The following is a 21,237-nucleotide window of genomic DNA, read 5'->3' as shown; positions in this document are numbered from 1 at the left end:
TCTAAAACCCCGAGTAATGGTAGAAATTAAGCTTCATATTCCATTACTTTCAATTCGTAAAAAGCACTGATAAACAGTGCTTGTCATTACGAATGCCTTACAAAGGCTACGATATTAATGATTAATTAACAGCGTCTTTCAGTGCTTTACCAGCTTTGAATGCTGGAATTTTAGCTGCTGCGATTTTGATTTCTTCACCCGTTTGTGGGTTGCGACCAGTACGCTCAGCACGTTCACGCACTTCAAAAGTACCAAAACCAACAAGAGAAATTTTATCGCCTTCTTTCAGACCTTCGGTCACAGCAGCGATAAAAGAATCCAGTGCACGGCCGGCAGCGGCTTTAGAAATGTCAGCACCAGATGCGATTTTCTCGATTAGTTCAGATTTGTTCATGTCATCCCCTTGAATGTAATTTTTTTGCGCCGCAACCAAATCCGTCTCTAGAGCGGTCTGCGGAGGCTTTTATAACAAGCTTGAATTCAAAGTTCAAGCTGAGTTCGAAAACCAAAGAAATAAAACTGGATACAGCTCAAAGCCAGTTGCGCCAAGGGCTTGGAGCAGCTGGCTCTCCACAGACCTAGGCTACCACAGGTCTACGCTTTGTTAAGCCCCTTTTTTCATTTTTTTTAACGTGATAGCGCAATTTCTTGCGTTATGCCAAGTTTTTAACCACTTCGAAGCCTTCAACCGGTCTTTCTAGGGCCAGCTTTAACACTTCATCGACCCAACGCACGGGACGAATTTCTAAATCGGCAATCACATTTGCAGGAATTTCTTCCAGATCACGCTCGTTTTCTTTTGGAATAAGCACCAATTTTATGCCGCCGCGGTGTGCTGCCAGCAGTTTTTCTTTTAAACCACCGATAGGTAACACTTCACCACGTAAGGTTATTTCACCTGTCATGGCCACGTCGCTACGCACTGGGTTACCCGTTAAGCTTGATACTAAAGCGGTACACATAGCCGCACCGGCTGATGGACCATCTTTTGGCGTTGCACCTTCTGGCACATGCACATGGATATCACGCTTCTCGTAGAAATCCGCATTGATGCCTAATTGTTCCGCACGGGCGCGAACCACTGTCATAGCAGCTTGAATCGACTCTTGCATCACGTCGCCAAGGGAACCGGTATAAGTTAATTTACCTTTACCAGGCACTGACGTTGCTTCAATCGTTAGCAGATCACCACCTACTTGTGTCCACGCTAAGCCTGTCACTTGACCGATTTGGTTCTTCGACTCGGCTTTACCGTAATCGAAGCGCTGCACGCCAAGGAATGACTTAAGGTTCTCTTGATTCACAGTGACAGATTTTACTGATTTATCGAGCAAAATCATTTTCACGACTTTACGGCAAATCTTAGACAATTCACGCTCAAGCGAACGCACGCCCGCTTCACGGGTGTAATAGCGGATAATGCCAACGATAGCGCTATCCTCGACTTTAATTTCAGCCGCTTTTAAGCCGTTGCGCTCAATTTGCTTATTCTGCAAATGTTGCTTAGCAATATTCAACTTCTCGTCTTCGGTGTAACCCGACAAACGGATCACTTCCATACGGTCCAGTAGTGGACCAGGAATGTCCATAGAGTTAGACGTTGCCACAAACATCACATCGGATAAGTCGTAATCGACTTCGAGGTAATGATCGTTAAAGGTCGCATTTTGCTCAGGATCTAACACTTCTAATAAAGCAGAAGCCGGATCGCCGCGCATGTCTGAACTCATCTTGTCGATTTCATCGAGCAAGAATAATGGGTTTTTCACGCCCACCTTAGCCATTTTTTGAATGACTTTACCTGGCATAGAACCAATATAGGTACGGCGATGACCACGGATTTCCGCTTCATCACGCACGCCGCCTAAGGCAACACGCACATACTTACGACCGGTCGCCTTAGCGATCGATTGACCCAAGGAAGTTTTACCCACACCTGGAGGTCCAACGAGACAGAGGATTGGTCCTTTAAGCTGACGCACTCGGCTTTGGACTGCCAAATATTCCAAGATACGTTCTTTAACTTTTTCCAGACCGAAATGATCGGTATCGAGCACTTCCTGGGCTTTTGCTAAATCACGTTTGATTTTAGAGCGTTGGCTCCATGGCACTGACGTCATCCAATCCACATAGCTGCGCACAACTGTCGCTTCTGCCGACATTGGCGACATCATACGTAGCTTGTTAAGCTCTGCCAGGGCTTTTTCTTTCGCCTCGGCGGGCATATTAGCCTCTTCAATCTTACGATTTAAGGCTTCAAACTCGTCATGGCCTTCGTCTAGGTCACCCAGTTCTTTTTGGATGGCTTTCATCTGTTCGTTCAGATAGTACTCACGCTGACTTTTTTCCATCTGTTTTTTAACGCGGGTACGGATACGTTTCTCAACCTGCAATAGGTCGATCTCCGATTCCATCATCGCCATTAAATATTCCAGACGCTCGCCAACGTTGATCATCTCAAGCACAGATTGCTTATCTTCAAGCTTAAGTGGCATGTGTGCGGCCATAGTATCTGCCAGACGCGCCGCTTCATCGATACCCGATAAAGAGGTCAAGACTTCTGGCGGGATCTTTTTGTTCAGCTTGATATAACCTTCAAACTGACCAATAGCACTGCGCACTAACACTTCTTCTTCTTTGTCTTCCAGCGGTTCTGATTCCAGATACTCAGCCTTAGCCACAAAGAATTCTGTTTCTTGGGTGTAACGGGTAATACGGGCGCGACGACCGCCTTCAACCAGCACTTTGACTGTGCCGTCTGGCAGCTTAAGTAACTGTAAAATAGAGGCAACCGTACCCACTTCGAAGATGTCATCTTTTGATGGTTCATCGAGTTCGGCATCACGCTGCGCCACTAAAATAATTTGCTTATCCTGCGCCATTGCGGTTTCGAGACATCGAATAGATTTTTCTCGTCCGACAAATAACGGAATTACCATATGGGGATAGACCACCACATCTCGCAGTGGCAGCACGGGGAGTTCGATATGCGCTTCACGCTCTTGGGTCATAGTTCGATTCCGTTTTGGTGAAATGGATTAATACTGGAGTATATTGGGACGCTTTATTGAGTTTCAATGGCTAATACGAAAAAAGGAGTCCATTGGACTCCTTGTTTTTCAGTTTATTAGCAATCAGTACAATTATTGCTCGCCAGAGGCTGCTTGGGCTTCATTGTGCTCATAAATCAGGATAGGTGCAGATTCACCTTTCACCACTGATTCATCAACAACGGCCTTCACTACACCATCGACTGAAGGAATATCGTACATAGTATCCAGTAGAATACTTTCAACGATTGAGCGTAAGCCACGGGCACCTGTCTTACGTGACATCGCCTTGTGTGCTATCGCTTTAAGTGCATCTTCGCGGAACTCAAGCTCAACGCCTTCCATCTCAAATAACGCGCTGTACTGTTTAGTCAGGGCATTTTTAGGTTGAGATAGAATTTGCACTAGGGCTTCTTCATCAAGTTCAGTCAGAGTCGCAACCACAGGCAGACGGCCGATAAACTCAGGGATTAAACCGTATTTGACTAAATCGCCAGGTTCAACTTGCGATAAGGTCTCAGAGATCGTCGCCTTCTCTTTTTCGCCTTTTACCTGTGCACCAAAACCGATACCCGAACCAACGTGTGCACGCTGCTCAATCACTTTCTCAAGCCCTGCAAATGCACCACCACAGATAAACAGGATCTTAGAAGTATCGACTTGTAAGAATTCTTGCTGTGGATGCTTACGGCCACCTTGAGGTGGAACCGCGGCAACAGTGCCTTCAATCAGCTTAAGCAGCGCTTGCTGTACGCCCTCACCCGATACGTCACGGGTGATCGATGGATTATCAGACTTACGGCTAATTTTATCGATTTCATCAATATAAACGATACCACGCTGCGCTTTTTCTACATCGTAGTCGCACTTTTGTAGCAACTTTTGAATGATGTTTTCAACGTCTTCACCCACATAACCCGCTTCAGTTAAGGTGGTGGCATCCGCCATAGTGAAAGGCACATTGAGTGAGCGTGCAAGGGTTTCTGCCAGTAGGGTTTTACCGCTGCCCGTTGGGCCAATCAGCAAAATATTACTCTTACCCAGCTCGACTCCGTCCTTAGGCGATGCATTTTTTAAGCGCTTATAGTGGTTATACACAGCCACTGATAGCACTTTTTTGGCTCTGTCTTGGCCAATCACATAATCGTCTAAATGTGCACGTAATTCATGTGGTGTTGGTAATTTATCGCTATCACGCTTCGGAGAGATTTCTTTAATCTCTTCGCGAATGATGTCGTTACATAACTCAACACATTCGTCGCATACATACACTGATGGGCCAGCAATGAGTTTTCTGACTTCATGCTGGCTCTTTCCGCAAAAAGAGCAGTACAGCAATTTACCGCTGTCACCATTATTTTTGTTGTCGCCCATTAATTACCTCATTTGCAGTCTGCTCTACTGCCTGTCTTAAATTTGCTTAACTTTTACAGAGCATAGCTCAGTCAAAAGCAAAAATCAGCCGCGTTTCGTCATCACAGAGTCAACTAAGCCATATTCGACGGCTTGAGTCGCACTCATGAAGTTGTCACGGTCTGTATCGCGTTCAACGACTTCGAGCGGTTGGCCAGTGTGCTCGGCTAACATTTGGTTAAGCTTATTCTTAATGCCTAAGATTTCTTTGGCATGGATAGCGATGTCAGAAGCTTGACCTTGAAAACCACCCAGTGGTTGATGGATCATCACGCGAGAGTTTGGTAAACAGTGACGTTTGCCCTTCTCACCACCGGCTAATAAGAATGCACCCATGCTAGCCGCTTGACCGATACACACAGTGCTAACATTTGGTTTGATGAACTGCATAGTATCATAAATCGCCATGCCTGCCGTGACAGAGCCACCTGGAGAGTTTATGTATAAAAAGATATCTTTATCTGGGCTTTCTGATTCTAAGAATAATAATTGCGCCACGATAAGGTTTGCCATGTGTTCTTCAACTTGACCGACCAAAAAGATAATCCGCTCTTTCAACAAACGAGAATAAATATCGTATGAGCGTTCACCCTTAGCAGTCTGTTCGATCACCATAGGCACTAAAGCACTTTGTATGTCTGACGCATTATGCATTATTCACTTCCCTAAATAAAAATGGCTCGCATGAGGAGCCTCATACGAGCCATTATAAATGGCGAACAGCTAATCAAGTCAAGCTTAGCTTATGCGCGACCAGTAGCCTTGTTCATAAATTCTTCAAAAGCGACTTGTTTTTCGGTCACTTTGGCAGATTTCAACAGTGCTTCAACTGCTTGCTCTTCTAAAGCAACGTTGCGCATGTTTTGCATCAGCTCTTTGTTGCTGTTGTAATAAGCAACAACTTCACTTGGATCTTCGTAAGCAGAAGCCATAGAAGCGATCAAGCCTTGGACACGTTCGTCTTCTGCTTTCAGTTCGTTCGTCTTGATGACTTCGCCTAATAACAGACCGATTTTAACGCGACGAGCCGCTTGTTCAGTGAACAATTCCGCTGGCAGTTCAGGCATGTTAGCAGTTTGACCACCAAAGCGTTGCATTGCTTGTTGGCGCAATACGTTAACTTCGCCATCGATCAGTGCTTTTGGCAGAGTGATGTCGTTGTTCGCTAACAGACCGTTGATCACTTGCTCTTTCACATTAGCTTTTAACGCTTGCTCAAGTTCGCGGTTCATGTTTTTACGGATTTCAGCTTTAAGGGCTTCTAAGCCACCTTCGCTGATACCGAACAGAGCAGCAAACTCATCGTTGACTTCTGGAAGATTAGCGGCTTGAACTTCAGTCAGCGTAATCGCGAACTTAGCGGCTTTACCTTTCAGGTTTTCAGCGTGATATTCTTCTGGGAAGTTCACGTCGATAACAAATTCTTCACCCGCTTTGTGACCTAAAATACCCGCTTCAAAACCAGGGATCATACGGCCGCTGCCTAATTGCAGTTCGAAATCGTCAGCTTTGCCGCCTTCAAATTCTTCACCGTCAACTGAGCCAACAAAGTTCATTTTCACTTTGTCGCCATCGGCAGCTTCACGTTCAACAGCAGCGAAAGTCGCGTGTTGTTTACGTAGGGTTTCAATCATAGTGTCAACGTCAGCGTCAGTCACTTCAGCTTTTGGCTGTTCTACTTCGATTGCATCTAAGCCTTTCAGCTCAACTTCTGGATAGATTTCAAAGGTAGCGATAAATTCGAACTTTTCGCCATCAGTTGAACCAGGAACAAAAGTCGGTGCACCCGCTGGGTTTAACTTCTCAGCAATAATTGCTTCGATGAAGTTACGTTGCATCACTTCACCCATGATGTCTTGACGAATCGCTGCGCCGTAACGTTTGTTAATCACAGTAATAGGCACTTTACCAGGACGGAAACCTGGGATACGAGCACGCTTAGCTTCACGTTGTAAACTGTCTTTAACCAGCTTTTCAATTTGTTCAGCAGGAACAGAAATGGTCAGGCGACGCTCTAGGCCTTGGGTTGCTTCAACAGAAACTTGCATTGTTTTACCTCGAAATTTGTCTAACGTCCTTTGTAATAGCCGATTCATCAACTATTCAGGTATTCGTTTCTTGATCATTAAATTTGACTACAATGCCCACCACTACTGGCTTTAGGCACAGGTCGCTCATAGTTGATATCTATCAAGACGCGACATTATAGCCACCGTTTTCTGCAGAGTCGAGCCTCAACAGCCGAATCTGAGGTATAAAAAAAGCGACACAAGGTCGCTTTTTTTAATTTGTACTCAAAGTACTAAAAAATGGGGTGACTGATGGGGCTCGAACCCACGACAACCGGAATCACAATCCGGGACTCTACCAACTGAGCTACAATCACCACTGAAACTGGTACGCCCGGCAGGATTCGAACCTGCGACCACCCGCTTAGAAGGCGGGTGCTCTATCCAACTGAGCTACGGGCGCATGGTTTACAGAATTTTCTGTATCCTAACCGATTTGGAAAGCACTTAGCTAACCCTATCATTCGCCTATTTGAGTTCAAATTATTTTTGAATTCATCGATGCAAATGACAATAAAGTGGTCGGTGATAGAGGATTCGAACCTCTGACCCTCTGGTCCCAAACCAGATGCGCTACCGGACTGCGCTAATCACCGAAGGTCTTACATTTTACTTGGTATCAACTCAGAGGTTCCCCTCTGGTCCGCTCTCATCCAAAATCTGGATGCACTATCAGACTGAGCTAATCGTCGAAAGTCTTACATAACATTTTCAGTGCTAGATGAACACATCTGCCTGAGAACGGAGCGCATCTTATCCCCTCACTTTACAACCGTCAACGATTTTTTTATTGATTGACTCTAGGTGCTGAATTATCAGGCTAATCCGGTTTTTTTTATCCATTTGGCGACGGCTTTAACCATGACACAGTAGCTGTGCCCTGTTAAAATAGCCGCGATTGCCAATCTCTGTGTTAACTACTGTTTTAACCATCGCCCATATAAAGGATATCCTACACCCATGACAGCCCAAATAATCGACGGCAAGGCGATTGCTCAATCCATCCGCACTAAGCTCAGCGAAAAAGTCACCGCCCGCAAAGAGGCTGGACAGCGTATTCCGGGTTTAGCCGTAGTATTAGTGGGAGCCGATCCGGCATCACAGGTTTATGTTGGAAGCAAACGTAAGGCCTGTGAAGAAGTTGGATTTATTTCTCGTTCATACGATTTAGAAACAAGTTGCAGTGAAGATGAGTTGCTGAGCCTTATTGATAGTCTGAATGATGATCCGACCATCGATGGCATTTTAGTGCAACTGCCATTACCTGCCCATATCGAAGATTCAAAAGTCATCGAACGTATTCGCCCAGATAAAGATGTCGATGGATTTCACCCGTACAACGTTGGCCGTTTAGCCCAGCGTATTCCTGTGCTGCGCTCTTGCACGCCGATGGGCATAATGACACTCATCAAATCCACTGGTGTCGATACCTATGGTTTAGATGCTGTCGTGGTTGGTGCGTCTAATATTGTCGGCCGCCCTATGACGTTAGAATTACTGTTGGCGGGTTGCACTACGACCACTTGCCACCGTTTCACTAAGAATCTTGAGCAAAAAATTCGTATCGCAGATCTCGTGGTTGTCGCAGTCGGTAAACCCGGCTTCATTCCTGGTGAGTGGATAAAGCCCGGCGCTATTGTCATTGACGTAGGCATTAACCGTTTAGATAACGGCACCTTAGTCGGCGATGTGCAATATGACGTTGCGGCGCAAAATGCCAGCTTTATCACTCCAGTCCCAGGCGGTGTTGGTCCGATGACGATTGCGAGTCTATTAGAAAACACCTTATACGCTGCCGAGCAATATCACGACTAAGTTCTAAGTTCTAAGTTCTAAGTTCTAAGTTCTAAGTTCTAAGTTCTAAGTTCTAAGTTCTAAGTTCTAAGTTCTAAGTTCTGCAAGCATAAAAAAACCTGCATGATGCAGGTTTTTTTATGGCTGAAGATTTCGTCTAGATGAGAGAAAACAACTAACTAAGCTTATTTCTTGCGCCAAGTGGTGCCACTTGGGCCATCTTCGAGCTCAACGCCTAACTCATTCAAACGGTTACGCGCCACATCCGCAGCAGCCCAGTCCTTTTCAGTACGAGCACGGTTACGTTCAACGATTAAAGCTTCGATTTCAGCCACTTCATCATCACTGCCGCCGCCTTGGAAGAAAGCTTCAGGCTCTTGGCTTAATAAGCCTAAAACATCCGCTAATTGCTTCAAGGTGACTGCTAATGCCGATGCCTGTGCCATATCGGTCAGTTTTAAGCGATTGATCTCACGTACCATGTCAAACAGGACTGAGTAGGCTTCAGGCGTATTAAAGTCATCATCCATCGCCGCTTTAAATTTCGCGACAAACTCTTCTGCTGGCGCCGCAGCGACAGTTAAGTCGGCATCTTTAATAGCCGTATACAAACGCTCTAAGGCTGAGCGAGCTTGTTTTAAGTTATCTTCTGAATAGTTCAGTTGGCTACGATAATGGCCAGATAACAGGAAATAACGCACAGTTTCAGCATCATAGTGACCAAGTACATCACGAATAGTGAAGAAATTGCCTAACGACTTAGACATTTTTTCACGGTCAACCATCACCATGCCAGTGTGCATCCAATAGTTAACGTATGGGGTGTCATGGGCACAGCAAGACTGAGCAATTTCGTTCTCATGGTGCGGGAACTGTAAATCAGAGCCGCCGCCATGAATATCAAAATGCAGACCTAGATGTTTGCTGTTCATGGCAGAACATTCGATATGCCAGCCAGGACGACCCGGTCCCCATGGCGATTCCCACGTCGGTTCGCCAGGTTTAGACATTTTCCACAACACAAAATCCATTGGATTTTGCTTGGTTTCGTCCACTTCAACCCGAGCACCGGCTTGCAGTTGATCTAAATTCTGCCCCGATAAACGGCCGTAATCAGGATAGGAAGCCACGCTGAAAAGCACATCACCATCGCTCGCCACATAGGCATGGCCACGGGCGAGTAATAACTCAACCATGTCGATGATTTCGGCAATATGCAGGGTTGCGCGCGGTTCAAAGTCGGGGCGCAACATATTTAAGGCATCGAAGTCTTGATGCATTTCACCGATCAAACGCTCGGTTAAGGCTTCACAGCTTTCGTTATTCTCGTTAGCGCGCTTGATGATTTTGTCATCAACATCGGTGATATTGCGCTGAAAATTCACTTCATAACCCGCGTAACGCAGGTAGCGCACTATCATGTCAAAGGAAACAAAAGTACGGCCATGACCAATATGACAGAGATCGTATATGGTCACACCACACACGTACATCCCGATTTTTCCGGGAGTAATCGGCTTAAATTCCTGTTTTTGGCGGGTAATACTGTTGTAAATCTTCAACATCGATATTCTCTTCAATGATACATTCAGGTGTAAAATCAAGGAGTCAGTCTATCACGGCCTGACAGGTTTTGAATACTGCACTTTGCGCGCAATCCGAGATAAGTTAGAATCGCGCCACTATTTACAGAGAGTATGAAAACATGATCACATTACACACCAATTTGGGCGACATTAAACTGCAACTGAACGCTGAAAAAGCGCCGTTAACAGTGGCAAACTTCATGAAATATGTTGACGAAGGTTTCTTCGATGGCACTATCTTCCACCGTGTGATTGACGGTTTCATGATCCAAGGTGGTGGCTTCAACGAAGACATGAGCCAAAAACGTTGTAACGAGCCAGTAAAGAACGAAGCCAATAACGGTTTATCAAACCGTACTGGTACTGTCGCTATGGCGCGTACTTCTGATCCTCATTCAGCCACTGCGCAGTTCTTCATTAACGTGAACGACAACACTTTCCTCGATTTTAAATCAGAAACCTCACAGGGCTGGGGCTACTGCGTATTCGGCGAAGTTGTTGAAGGCATGGATATTATCGAAAAAATCAAAGCAGTTAGTACAGGTAACCGTGGTATGCATCAAGATGTACCATTAGAAGCTGTAGTGATTGAAAAAGTCAGCGTTGCGGCATAATCCCTGCGAATGCGAACTTTATTTATAGGCGATCTGCACCTAAGTGCAGATCGTCTTGATATCACCCAAGCGTTCACTCGCTTCCTCGACACTGAACTCGATGATGCCGATGCCCTTTATATCCTAGGTGATTTGTTTGAAGTCTGGGTTGGCGATGATATTGCCTTGCCTTTTGCCCTTGAACTCGCCGAAAAACTCAAGCAAGTATCGCAAAAACTGCCAGTGTATTTCATCCACGGCAACCGTGACTTTATGTTAGGCAAGCAGTATGCACGCGCCGCAGGAATGCAAATCTTACCCGAAGTGACGTGCCTGAATTTATACGGCATAGAGACGGTTATCTTACACGGCGACAGCTTGTGTACTTTGGATAAGGCCTACCAACGCTTTCGAAAACTGCGCAGTTTGTCACTGGCGCGTTGGCTATATGGTTGTTTATCAAAGAAAACCCGTCAGGGTATTGCCGATAAAATTCGCAGCAATAGCAAAAGCAGCAATCAGCAAAAAAGCTATACCATCATGGATGTAGAGCCCAATGCGGTCGATGCGTTATTTGCCAAGACCCACACCAAAAATATGATCCACGGTCATACCCACAGACCCGCCATTCATCAACTTGCCAATGGCTGTCAACGTATTGTGGTTGGTGACTGGTATGAGCAAGGCAGTGTGCTGAGTGTCAGCGCCAAAGGCATTAATTTACAATCGTTACCCTTCGAGCAGGCAACTTAAGTTAGCTTGCTTATTATTGACCTTGTTTGAGTTTAAAAACGCTTCATATTAACGGTTCGAGCGAACCGTTAATCGTTTTAGCCATATCGACTTAATTCATCGACTTTTAAAGAGAAGCTACTTTCAAATCAATTTGCTAGCGGCGACCCACTGTGGAAACGAAACTCATCATCCTGCGCCAGAATCAACTCAGCCTCTAACTCACCAAAATACGTTACACGCTCGCGAATATCTTCAGGTGAAACTAACTGAGCTAACGCAAGATAATCTTGATAATGTCGAGCTTCAGAGCGCAGCAGTGACACATAAAACTTACCCAGCTCACCGTCTAAATAGGGCGCCAACTTAGCAAAACGCTCGCACGAACGCGCCTCAATATAGGCCCCCACAATCAACTTATCCCGCAGGATATCTTTCTCATGGGTGGTCACATAACTCATCATGCCCTTGGCATATCGGCCTGCGCGAATATTACGGTATTCGATACCGCGTTTGTGCATCAATTCCAGTACTTGTTCAAAATGATGAAACTCTTCTTTAATCAAGCGGATTAAAGGTGACACTAAATTGGCGGCAAATTTAAAGTTTAGCTTAGGCATCAGTTCGGCCACCAGTTCATTCTTTTTCACATCGCGCGCCAGAAAACTCACCACATCGTGGTCTTGCGAATAGATAAACTCTTCATAGGGTTTAGCCCACGCCAACAGAGCTCGACCACTGTCTTTATCTAACGCATATTTTCGTAGCAAAAATATCGCTGTCTGAGCCGCTTTTAACTCACAGTTACAGTGATCGATCAGCAACTCATCCAAGGAATCTGATTTAATCGCGACATCAATCCAAGTTTGCGGTGTTTCACAGCGAAGAAACGCGTGGATGGGGGCAAGAAGTTGCTGCATGGACTCACTCAATCTCATTCTGAATATCGCGCTATTTTACGCATATTTACTCATAAGCTATAGCATTAGGCTTCAGTAAACTTGACGCGCTGAACTTTTTGTTCAATAAATAATCTACACTCTAAAGAACTGAGATCCTGATCACACAGCCTCTCACTTCTGTATGTGTCACCAATCGTCAGTTAAAGGAACAGGACACCATTTTAACCTCGATTGTGGAGCTGTTATCAGCTCGTCTGACGTTTGGCGAGCCATTCATCAATGCTGAACAAGGATAATTATAATGATACTGAATCACTTAATGGGGCTATACACTCATCCTAAACAAGAGTGGCACACAATTGAGAAAAACCATGAGGCACTAAAAAGTAGCTTAAGTCATGTGGTGCTGATCGCTTTAATCCCAGCGATTTGCAGTTATATTGCTACGGCTTATATTGGCTGGAATCCAGGCGCTGGCGATCCTATTTACCTCACACCTCAAAGCGCCATGTTTATGTCAGCTGGCATGTATTTAGGCCTAATTGCGGGCGTATTCGCCCTCGCCTATTTGGCCTATTGGATGGCAAAAACCTTCGATGCAAACCCAACCTACACCCAAGCGTTAGAACTCGCGTCCTACACAGCTACACCATTGTTTATGGTCGGTTTAGCCGCCTTGTATCCAGTGCTGTGGTTTATCATGATCGTGGGATTGATTGGTCTGGCTTACTCAGTCTACTTACTGTACGCGGGTGTGCCGATTATTATGAATATCCCTGAAGAGAAAGGCTTTATCTATGCCAGCTCTATGGTGACCGCTGGTTTAGTGTTGTTAGTAGGGCTAATGGCAACCAGCGTTATTTTATGGAGCCTAGGTTTTGGTCCTATGTATCAATAACCAGTTGAATTAACTGTCACTCACACCAACCAATAGCTCTATCGCTAATCCATAAAATAAAAAAGAAGGCCTAAAAGGCCTTCTTTTTTTGGGTCTGATTAATGATCAGAACAACTTAGCTTAATTCAAGTTAGCTTCGTTGAGTTGAACTGTTTGACTCGTTTCATCAAACCAATTCAATCAAGCTAATTCTATTAAATCATTCGAAAGAATCACGCAGCGCTACAGTTAAGTTAAACACGAGTTTATCAGCTGATGAATCTTTGCTGTCAGCGCAGAAATATCCTTCACGCTCAAACTGATAAGCTTTTTCTGCTGGCGCATTCACTAGGCTTGCTTCAGCAAAACCGTGCACTACCACTAAGGATTCAGGGTTTAATACTTCGTCCACAGTCTCTGCCGCAGCAGGATTAGGATCGGTAAATAAACGCTGATAGAGACGGAATTCAGCTGGTTTAGCAGTAGATGCCTCAACCCAATGGATCACACCTTTAACTTTACGGCCATCAGCAGGATTTTTACCTAAGGTTTCAGGATCATAAGTGCAGTAAACCGTCGTGATATTGCCTTCGCTGTCTTTATCACAACGCTCAGCTTTAATCACATAGGCATTACGTAAACGCACTTCCTTACCTGCTACCAAACGTTTGTATTGTTTGTTTGCTTCTTCTCTAAAGTCAGCCACATCAATCAATATTTCACGGCCAAAGGCTAATTCGCGTGTCCCCATGCTCTCATCATTTGGATGAGCGGCCGCTTGAATATACTCAAGTTCACCTTCAGCATAGTTTTCGATGATCACTTTCAATGGACGTAATACAGCCATCGCACGCGGTGCATGTTCGTTCAATTCTTCACGAATACACGCATCTAACATGCCGACTTCAATCATATTCTCTTGCTTAGTCACGCCGATACGTTGGCAAAACTCGCGAATTGACGCAGGCGTGTAACCACGGCGACGCAGGCCAGCAATCGTTGGCATACGTGGGTCGTCCCAACCTGACACGAGTTTACGGGTCACAAGATCGTTTAGCTTACGCTTAGACATCAAGGTATATTCAAGATTTAAGCGTGAAAACTCGTATTGACGAGTACGATTCGGCGCTTGAAAATCATTCAAATTATCCAACACCCAGTCGTATAAACGACGGTTGTCTTGGAACTCTAAAGTACATAAAGAGTGGGTAATGTGTTCTAACGCATCAGAAATACAATGGGTAAAGTCGTACATTGGGTAAATGCACCACTTATCACCCGTTTGGTGGTGATGGGCAAAACGAATACGGTAGATGATAGGATCGCGCATACACATGAATGGCGACGCCATATCAATTTTGGCACGCAGCGCACACTCACCTTCTTTAAAACCACCGTCGCGCATCTTAGCGAACAAGGCAAGATTCTCTTCGACTGATGTGTCGCGGAAAGGACTGTTTTTACCTGGCTCTTTTAACGTGCCACGGTATTCGCGAGTTTCATCAGCATTCAAGAAACACACATAAGCCAAACCTTTGTTGATCAGTTCAACTGCATATTGATGTAACTGATCAAAATAGTTTGATGAATAGCGTACATCGCCATCCCACTGGAATCCAAGCCAACGCACATCCGCCTGAATAGAATTAACATAATCAATGTCTTCTTTTTCAGGATTAGTATCGTCAAAACGTAAATTACACAGACCGTTATAGTCTCGCGCTATCCCAAAATTTAAGCAGATAGATTTAGCATGACCAATATGAAGATAGCCATTCGGTTCCGGCGGGAAACGAGTCTGCACACTCGTGTGCTTACCGCTTTGTAAATCTTCATCTATGATATTACGAATAAAGTTACTCGGACGTACTTCAGTGTCCACATGACTCATGGAATTCCTCTTTGCGAACAATGGCAATTTTAAGAAACCAGCATGATCCTACAGATCACTACTAGTTACAATGCCTAGTGCTAAAAACTATGGTTTTTGACCGGCAGGGTTATAACCGCGATAGTAAAACAATAAAAGCAGCCATGAAAGCTGCTTTTATCTTTGACCTAACTAAGCTGACATTTATTACTCAGTCATGCTGACTCAGTAAATCTTACTCTGTGATGATGCGGATCCCTGGAATAATCTGCTGGGTTCTTCTGCCCTTACGTTTCAGCCATTGATAAAAGGCCACTAACGCAAACAGGAAGAAACCAATCCACAGACTCGATTGCACAGGATGCTGCGTAAAGGTTGCCGCTTGATAGACCACAGTCGCTGAGCCATAGGCCAGAGAGAAAGTCCACGTAGCCGCAAATGTCGCCCAACGAGAGCCAAACTCATGCACTAAGGCGCCCATCGCCGCGACACAAGGGGTATACAACAAGATAAACAGCAAGTAAGAGAACGCCGCAATTTTGCCACTGAAACCAGCTTGCAGGGCACCAAAGGTCGATGTTGCCACGCCTTGCTCTTCCGCTATCGCTTCTTTATTAGTCAAATCACCAACCGACAACTTCAGCGGATCTTCCAGATCAATTCCAAACAAGTTTGCAGGAATCGTCGCTAGAGCCGCATTAAAGCTTTCACTCAATGGCGTAAGCTCTTCATCAGCGGGTGCGGCAGTGCTGTACAAGCTGTTTAAGGTACCGACCACGGCTTCTTTGGCAAAAATACCTGTGATAATACCAACCGTTGCTGGCCAGTTATCCTGTTCTATACCCATAGGTGAGAAGATTGGCGTGATTTTTTGGCTCGCGACACTTAGCAAAGATGCTTGGCTGTCTTCATGACCGAAAGTGCCATCAACACCAATGGCATTGATAAAGTTTAATAGCGTCACCACCAGCACAATGGTTTTACCCGCACCTAAAATAAAGCTCTTAGTGCGTTTACCTGTACGGACCATTACGGCTTTGAGTTTTGGCATTTCATAGCTTGGCAGTTCCATCACCACAGCGCTGCTGGTACCGGGTAACAGCGTGCTTCTGAGTAATAAACCCGTTCCGATAGCGGCAAAGATACCAATAACGTAAAGCAAGAAGACTAAATTCTGCCCAGAATCGGGGAAGAAAGCCGCGGCAAATAACGCATATACTGGCAGACGTGCACCGCAAGACATAAATGGCGCCATCATACCCGTGACAATACGCTCACGTTCACTGCCTAAGGTCCGCGTCGCCATAATCGCCGGCACAGAACAACCAAAGCCGACAATCATAGGCACGAAAGCTTTACCGGGCAGACCGATGCGGCGCATTAACCCATCAACTACAAATGCAGCGCGGGCCATGTAGCCAGAGCTTTCAAGGACTGACAAACCGAGGAATAAAGCAGCGATCACCGGAATAAACGTGGTCACGGTTTGAATACCTTGGCCAACACCACCAGCGAGAATAGTGACCAACCAAGCCGGAGAGCCCATGTTCGTCAAGAATGCGCCAAAGTGGTCGACAAACAACGCACCCGCAAACACATCGAAGAAATCGATAAAAGCGCTGCCAATATTGATGCTGAACATAAACATCAAATACATCACGAACAAGAACACAGGAATGCCAAGCACGGGATGCAATACGAGTTTATCTAATTTATCACTGAGAGTGAGGAATCCCGACTCTTTCACTGAACCTTGAAACACTTTCTCAACGAAATTAAAGCGCGTGGTAGCCACCATCACTTCAATATCATGGCCCTGCGAAGAGATAATCTGGGTACAGGTATTTACTTCATCCTGCAACTCAGCATTTTGGCAACTGCCACAACCTGAACCATTGCCTAACATAGCCAAGGCGCGGCCACGGCTTAATTGCGTGTCTTTGCTACAAAGCAACTGCACGCCAGCTTCAATTTGTTCATCGTAATGCAGTACTAATGGTGCTTCAGAGACTCGGCCTTGCAGTAAATCGAGTACCTGCGCTTGCACTTTTTCTACATCGGCAGGATCGCGTGAGCACACACCAATCACAGGGCAGCCCAACTCTTTGCTCATTTTCTTTAAATCGACTTTGATACCGCGTTTAACTGCAGAATCAATTTTATTCAGCACCACCACCATAGGGATCGCGAGTTCACGCAATTGGGCGGTGAGATATAAATGACGTTCGATGTTAGTGGCATCGACTAAATTGATAATGCCGTCGACACGTTGCTCGGCGAGATATTGCTGCGCAATTTGCTCATCGAGTGAACAATCGCAACTATTGCCCGCAGGCAGAAGATCGTAAATACCCGGTAAATCGGTCAGATAGACATCGGCACCGTTTAAGGTGAAATGACCAGTCTTTTTCTCGACCGTCACACCAGACCAGTTACCGACTTGTTGATTCGCGCCGGTTAGCGCGTTAAAGAGCGTCGATTTACCCGCATTCGGGTTACCGACTGTGACGCAATGAAACTGCTTAGTCATTCGCCTTTTCCACCTCAATGATGTCTGCCAAATCTCTGCGCATACAAAGTTTACTACCACGAATATCCAGTTCGAGACCAGAACCCATAGGTGCGTATCGGATCAATGAAAAACGCGTATTTGGCGTGATCCCCATGGATAACAACTTACGCTTCACGGTTTGTGGTAACACTAAACGCCCCACTTCAGAAATAATACCGCGATCACCGGGACTGAGTTCGCTTAACTTCATTACGTATTCCACCTTGCAACAGGTTCAGCTCGAAAAACTGCGCCCATTGTAACTGAGCTATGACCCTAATAACTTTACCTAGATCAAGATTTTTGACTGGTAACGATAATAGTTTTCAATTGTGTTGGGTATTATGTGACAAAAATACCAATGAATAAACGGCCAACTGAAAATAAAAATCCATACCTAAGTGCACAAGAGAATGATGCGATCGAAAGAAGTCAAAAAAGCTGTGAACAAAACCCTTACCAAAGCAAACGTGATCAAGGTCACGCTTCCTCTATATCACCAGTAAAATCATCCCTCTTTACAGTGAAAAGACCCTTAGATGTTAAGCGAGTGTCACATATTTGTTCTAATATTAATCAGCTTTAATAAGCTAAATTAGCAATGTCGAAAGCGTAAAAATAACAAATATAAATGCACTCGGGAAAAGATGAACATGGAAATAAGGCTAAAGTTCAAAAGCATAGCTAAGGCTATGCTATGTATTTTGTTATCAATCGTGAGTATTTCTGTCTCGGCGACGCCTTGGGATGACAAAAAACCAGAGGACGTTATCGCGACATTAGACAAAAAATTCGCCGAAGGTAAGTATTCTGCCAAAGGGGCTGACACTTGCCTGATGTGCCACAAAAAAAGTGCCGTGGTCATGGCCATTTTTGATGGGGTTCATGGTAATCCTAATGTGAAAGCTTCGCCCATGGCCGATTTGCAGTGTGAAGCCTGCCACGGCCCGTTAGGAAATCATAACAAAGGTGGCAAAGAGCCAATGATCACCTTTGGTACAAATTCTCCCGTTCCCGCGCAAAAGCAAAACAGTGTTTGTATGAGCTGCCACAATGATAGTCAACGCATCGCGTGGAAAGGCAATCACCACGATAACGCCGATGTTGCCTGCGCAAGTTGCCATCAAGTTCATACCGCCAAAGATCCTATCAGTGATAAAGCCAATGAAGTCGCCATTTGTACCCAGTGCCATACCCAACAAAAAGCTGATATGCACAAACGCTCAGCGCATCCACTACAGTGGCAACAGATGGTGTGCAGTGACTGCCATAATCCCCACGGCAGTTTGAACGATTCAAGCTTGAAACAAATGAGCGTCAACGAAAATTGCTATAGCTGCCACGCCGAAAAACGCGGCCCTAAACTGTGGGAACATGCCCCCGTCACCGACAACTGTGCGAATTGCCACAATCCCCATGGCAGCGTGAACGAAGCCATGCTGATCAGTAAGCCGCCGCAGCTTTGTCAACAATGCCACGCCTCGGATGGTCATAGCAGCAATGCCTACTTTGGCAATCAAACCAATGCATTTACTTCAGGTAATTCCTGTATGAATTGCCACGGGCAAGTGCATGGTTCTAACCATCCTTCTGGCAAATTGCTACAGAGATAACAAGGGAACGATCATGCCAACAGCTAAACTATCTCACCCTAGTGCTTGCTTCTCACTCACGTTACTCGCATGGGTGATAAGCGGTGTTTTATCTCAGGCACATGCCGAAGGTTATGAGCTACAACAGGCGAATCGAAGTGGCATAAAAACAGAAGCATGGAGCTGCAAACAATGCCAATCTAAGTCAGGGCATAGTGGTGATGTCAGTGCCACCCTCGCTTACAACGATGGCGAGGACAGTCGTTTCGGTAACCGCACTGGGACAGATAACGATGGTCTCGTTGCCGCCGTCGGTGCGGATATGGTGTACAAAACACCGTCGGGTTATCAAACTCAATTGATCGCGGATAAGTTAGGTTTTGATGCGGGCTCAGCTAAGCTCACAACAGGAAGGCCAGGGAACTATCAAATCAACTTAGGTTATAGAGGCTTAGCTAACTATAACCATAATCAACTCAAAAGCCCTTATACCTCATCGCAAGATAAGATGTTGTTGCCCGATAACTGGATAACAGGTGGCACAACACAATCTATGCCTATGCTACAGAGCAGCCTTGTTGGCCAAGATTTAAGTATTCAACGTGATCGCTTTATGATCGGTGGTTACTACGCGGGCAAAATATCACCTGAAGGTGACAATAACAGTCACTACAAAGCCTCGCTAAACTATCAGCATGAAGACCGCAGCGGCGCCAAAAAGACCAGCGCCAATATACTCACCAATAGCGTTATGCTCGCCCAACCTATTGATGACAGTACCGATGAAATCGATGCCAGAGTCTATTTTAATGGCACGGGCTGGCAGGCTGGCATCAATAGCCAAGTCAGCCAATATAAAAATGATCACCAAGCCATGCAATGGCAATCCGCCTACACGCCCACCTTTGGCGCGGCATACTTCGGTCAAAATGCAGTCGACCCCGACAGTAAAGCCTATCGCGTTGCCGCAGAAGCCTCTGGGGGAGCGAATGGTCAGAATGTGCTAATGCACGCAGGCTTTAGCCGTATGACCCAAGATGACACTTTTATTCCAGCCACCATCAATGGCCCGTCACCTGTCCTGCCTGCGGATACCTTAGATGGCCAAGTGGATATTATTGAAATGATCCTTAAATATTCGGGCCGGATCACCCAAGATTTAAGTGTACAGGCAAGCTACAACTATCAAGACAGAGATAACAAAACGGCCAAATTAGACTTCCCACAAATCATCACCGACAGTATTAACCAAGGCTCTGCTCAAAATAGCCTTTATGATAAGCGAACCAAAAAACTCGAACTTAAAGGCAAATACCGTTTTACTTCAGCCGCCTATGCCGAAGCAGGCTACAGCCGTAACGAAAACGATTACACTGAACTCGACCGCCAATCCGTCGACGAGTCAGGCGTGTTTGCCAAACTGAGCTATCGCTATTCCCCTGCTTGGTCAGCATGGTTAAAAGGAGAAGCACTAGAGCGCGATGGCAGTGAATACGATCCCGTCACGACCACTCAAAGCCAAAGCAATCCTTGGCTACGTAAATCCTACCTTGCCGACAGAAAAAGGCAAAAAGTCACCTTACACACTGATTATCAAACTGATATCGGCCTCTCGCTGGGCGCCAGCTTGCACAGTGTAGATGACGATTATCACCACACCCAAGTGGGTCTTACTCAAGTGTCCTACCTAGGTTATGACGTATCGGCCCAATATGCGCTGAGTGACGATCTTCATTTCAGTGCCTTTGTTAACCAAGATTGGCGCGACTCAGATCAAGCAAGCAGCAACCACTTTTCAACGCCCGATTGGTACAGCACTGCCGAGGAAAAATCGACTTTAATTGGGGCAGGTTTTAGTTATCAAAACCTGTTCGATAATCACCTCGACATTGGCTTGGACTACAGCTATTCCGATGGACAGAGTGATACCGAGGTCGTCTACGGCATCACCAGTCCCTATGGCGATTTTTATGCCCGCAAACACAATATTAATGCCTACGCCAAATATAAGTTTGCCGACAGTATGTCGCTACGCGTCGATTGGTTATTCGAGAAGTATCAAGATGCTAACTGGCAAAACCAAGGCACAAATTGGGACACGCTTCCCAACGTACTCAGCTTTGGGGATATGAGCCACGACTACAACGCTCACTATTTAGGCTTGACCTTAAGCTACCAAATGTAACTTAGGCACTGACAGCGCATTCC

Annotated in this window: 16 protein-coding genes and 3 tRNA genes; 6 read left to right on the top strand and 13 right to left on the bottom strand. The window is 45.5% G+C overall.

Going from position 1 to position 21,237, the window contains the following annotated elements:
- Positions 1 to 121 precede the first annotated feature (121 nt).
- The 8 genes from hupB to Q4Q57_RS17635 all read right to left on the bottom strand — a co-directional run bounded on the left by hupB (position 122) and on the right by Q4Q57_RS17635 (position 7,128).
- A complete protein-coding gene (hupB, locus tag Q4Q57_RS17670) occupies positions 122 to 394 on the bottom strand; it encodes a nucleoid-associated protein HU-beta (RefSeq protein WP_006081127.1) in 273 nt (90 codons plus the stop codon).
- 259 nt (positions 395 to 653) lie between these two features.
- Positions 654 to 3,011 carry an endopeptidase La gene (gene lon / locus Q4Q57_RS17665; RefSeq protein WP_311891567.1) on the bottom strand — a complete coding sequence of 786 codons (2,358 nt, stop codon included), beginning with the start codon at positions 3,009 to 3,011 and terminating at the stop codon, positions 654 to 656.
- A 132-nt stretch (positions 3,012 to 3,143) separates the two neighbouring features.
- Positions 3,144 to 4,424, bottom strand: a complete 1,281-nt coding sequence (gene clpX, locus Q4Q57_RS17660; RefSeq protein ID WP_220592579.1) for an ATP-dependent protease ATP-binding subunit ClpX — start codon at positions 4,422 to 4,424, stop codon at positions 3,144 to 3,146.
- 84 nt (positions 4,425 to 4,508) lie between these two features.
- The gene (gene clpP, locus Q4Q57_RS17655) at positions 4,509 to 5,117 is read right to left on the bottom strand and encodes an ATP-dependent Clp endopeptidase proteolytic subunit ClpP (RefSeq protein WP_006081124.1); all 609 of its coding nucleotides are present in this window, start codon (positions 5,115 to 5,117) and stop codon (positions 4,509 to 4,511) included.
- Between the two features lie 89 nt (positions 5,118 to 5,206).
- Complete coding sequence (gene tig / locus Q4Q57_RS17650; RefSeq protein ID WP_063883149.1) at positions 5,207 to 6,511, bottom strand: trigger factor; 1,305 nt, start codon at positions 6,509 to 6,511, stop codon at positions 5,207 to 5,209.
- 262 nt (positions 6,512 to 6,773) lie between these two features.
- Positions 6,774 to 6,849, bottom strand: a tRNA-His gene (locus Q4Q57_RS17645).
- A gap of 9 nt (positions 6,850 to 6,858) precedes the next feature.
- Positions 6,859 to 6,935, bottom strand: a tRNA-Arg gene (locus Q4Q57_RS17640).
- 116 nt (positions 6,936 to 7,051) lie between these two features.
- Positions 7,052 to 7,128, bottom strand: a tRNA-Pro gene (locus Q4Q57_RS17635).
- Between the two features lie 364 nt (positions 7,129 to 7,492).
- On the opposite strand from Q4Q57_RS17635, the gene folD reads away from it, so the two are divergent.
- A complete protein-coding gene (gene folD, locus Q4Q57_RS17630) occupies positions 7,493 to 8,347 on the top strand; it encodes a bifunctional methylenetetrahydrofolate dehydrogenase/methenyltetrahydrofolate cyclohydrolase FolD (RefSeq protein WP_011846463.1) in 855 nt (284 codons plus the stop codon).
- A 164-nt stretch (positions 8,348 to 8,511) separates the two neighbouring features.
- Here the strand turns inward: folD and cysS are convergent, their stop codons facing one another.
- On the bottom strand, positions 8,512 to 9,891 hold the full coding sequence (gene cysS, locus Q4Q57_RS17625) for a cysteine--tRNA ligase (protein WP_311891566.1): 1,380 nt from the start codon (positions 9,889 to 9,891) through the stop codon (positions 8,512 to 8,514).
- A gap of 140 nt (positions 9,892 to 10,031) precedes the next feature.
- Here cysS and Q4Q57_RS17620 point away from each other — a divergent pair, with 140 nt between their 5' ends.
- Positions 10,032 to 10,526, top strand: a complete 495-nt coding sequence (locus Q4Q57_RS17620) for a peptidylprolyl isomerase (protein ID WP_106650139.1) — start codon at positions 10,032 to 10,034, stop codon at positions 10,524 to 10,526.
- 9 nt (positions 10,527 to 10,535) lie between these two features.
- Positions 10,536 to 11,258, top strand: coding sequence for a UDP-2,3-diacylglucosamine diphosphatase (locus Q4Q57_RS17615; RefSeq protein ID WP_311891565.1), 723 nt, complete (start codon positions 10,536 to 10,538; stop codon positions 11,256 to 11,258).
- Between the two features lie 128 nt (positions 11,259 to 11,386).
- Here the strand turns inward: Q4Q57_RS17615 and miaE are convergent, their stop codons facing one another.
- On the bottom strand, positions 11,387 to 12,157 hold the full coding sequence (miaE, locus tag Q4Q57_RS17610) for a tRNA isopentenyl-2-thiomethyl-A-37 hydroxylase MiaE (protein WP_311891564.1): 771 nt from the start codon (positions 12,155 to 12,157) through the stop codon (positions 11,387 to 11,389).
- A gap of 283 nt (positions 12,158 to 12,440) precedes the next feature.
- Between miaE and Q4Q57_RS17605 the strand changes: the two genes are divergently transcribed.
- Entirely contained in the window at positions 12,441 to 13,037 is a 597-nt protein-coding gene (locus Q4Q57_RS17605; protein WP_006081117.1) for a Yip1 family protein, read from the top strand.
- 199 nt (positions 13,038 to 13,236) lie between these two features.
- Here the strand turns inward: Q4Q57_RS17605 and glnS are convergent, their stop codons facing one another.
- From glnS to Q4Q57_RS17590, 3 genes are all read right to left on the bottom strand, one after another.
- Positions 13,237 to 14,907 carry a glutamine--tRNA ligase gene (gene glnS, locus Q4Q57_RS17600; RefSeq protein WP_311891563.1) on the bottom strand — a complete coding sequence of 557 codons (1,671 nt, stop codon included), beginning with the start codon at positions 14,905 to 14,907 and terminating at the stop codon, positions 13,237 to 13,239.
- Between the two features lie 214 nt (positions 14,908 to 15,121).
- A complete protein-coding gene (feoB, locus tag Q4Q57_RS17595) occupies positions 15,122 to 17,416 on the bottom strand; it encodes a Fe(2+) transporter permease subunit FeoB (protein WP_311891562.1) in 2,295 nt (764 codons plus the stop codon).
- Positions 17,409 to 17,648 carry a ferrous iron transport protein A gene (locus Q4Q57_RS17590; protein ID WP_012196862.1) on the bottom strand — a complete coding sequence of 80 codons (240 nt, stop codon included), beginning with the start codon at positions 17,646 to 17,648 and terminating at the stop codon, positions 17,409 to 17,411. The genes feoB and Q4Q57_RS17590 overlap by 8 nt, the downstream gene beginning before the upstream one ends.
- Before the next feature lie 436 nt (positions 17,649 to 18,084).
- Between Q4Q57_RS17590 and Q4Q57_RS17585 the strand changes: the two genes are divergently transcribed.
- Positions 18,085 to 19,050: a DmsE family decaheme c-type cytochrome gene (locus Q4Q57_RS17585; protein ID WP_311891561.1), complete on the top strand. Its 966-nt coding sequence runs from the start codon at positions 18,085 to 18,087 to the stop codon at positions 19,048 to 19,050.
- Positions 19,051 to 19,063: 13 nt separating this feature from the next.
- Complete coding sequence (locus Q4Q57_RS17580; RefSeq protein ID WP_311891560.1) at positions 19,064 to 21,214, top strand: MtrB/PioB family decaheme-associated outer membrane protein; 2,151 nt, start codon at positions 19,064 to 19,066, stop codon at positions 21,212 to 21,214.
- Positions 21,215 to 21,237 lie beyond the last annotated feature (23 nt).

This window comes from Shewanella sp. SP2S2-6, from assembly GCF_031931965.1.
In the GTDB taxonomy this organism is placed as follows: domain Bacteria; phylum Pseudomonadota; class Gammaproteobacteria; order Enterobacterales; family Shewanellaceae; genus Shewanella; species Shewanella baltica.
Note: the sequence above shows the minus strand (reverse complement) of the source record. Positions and strands in the feature narration are given on the sequence as shown.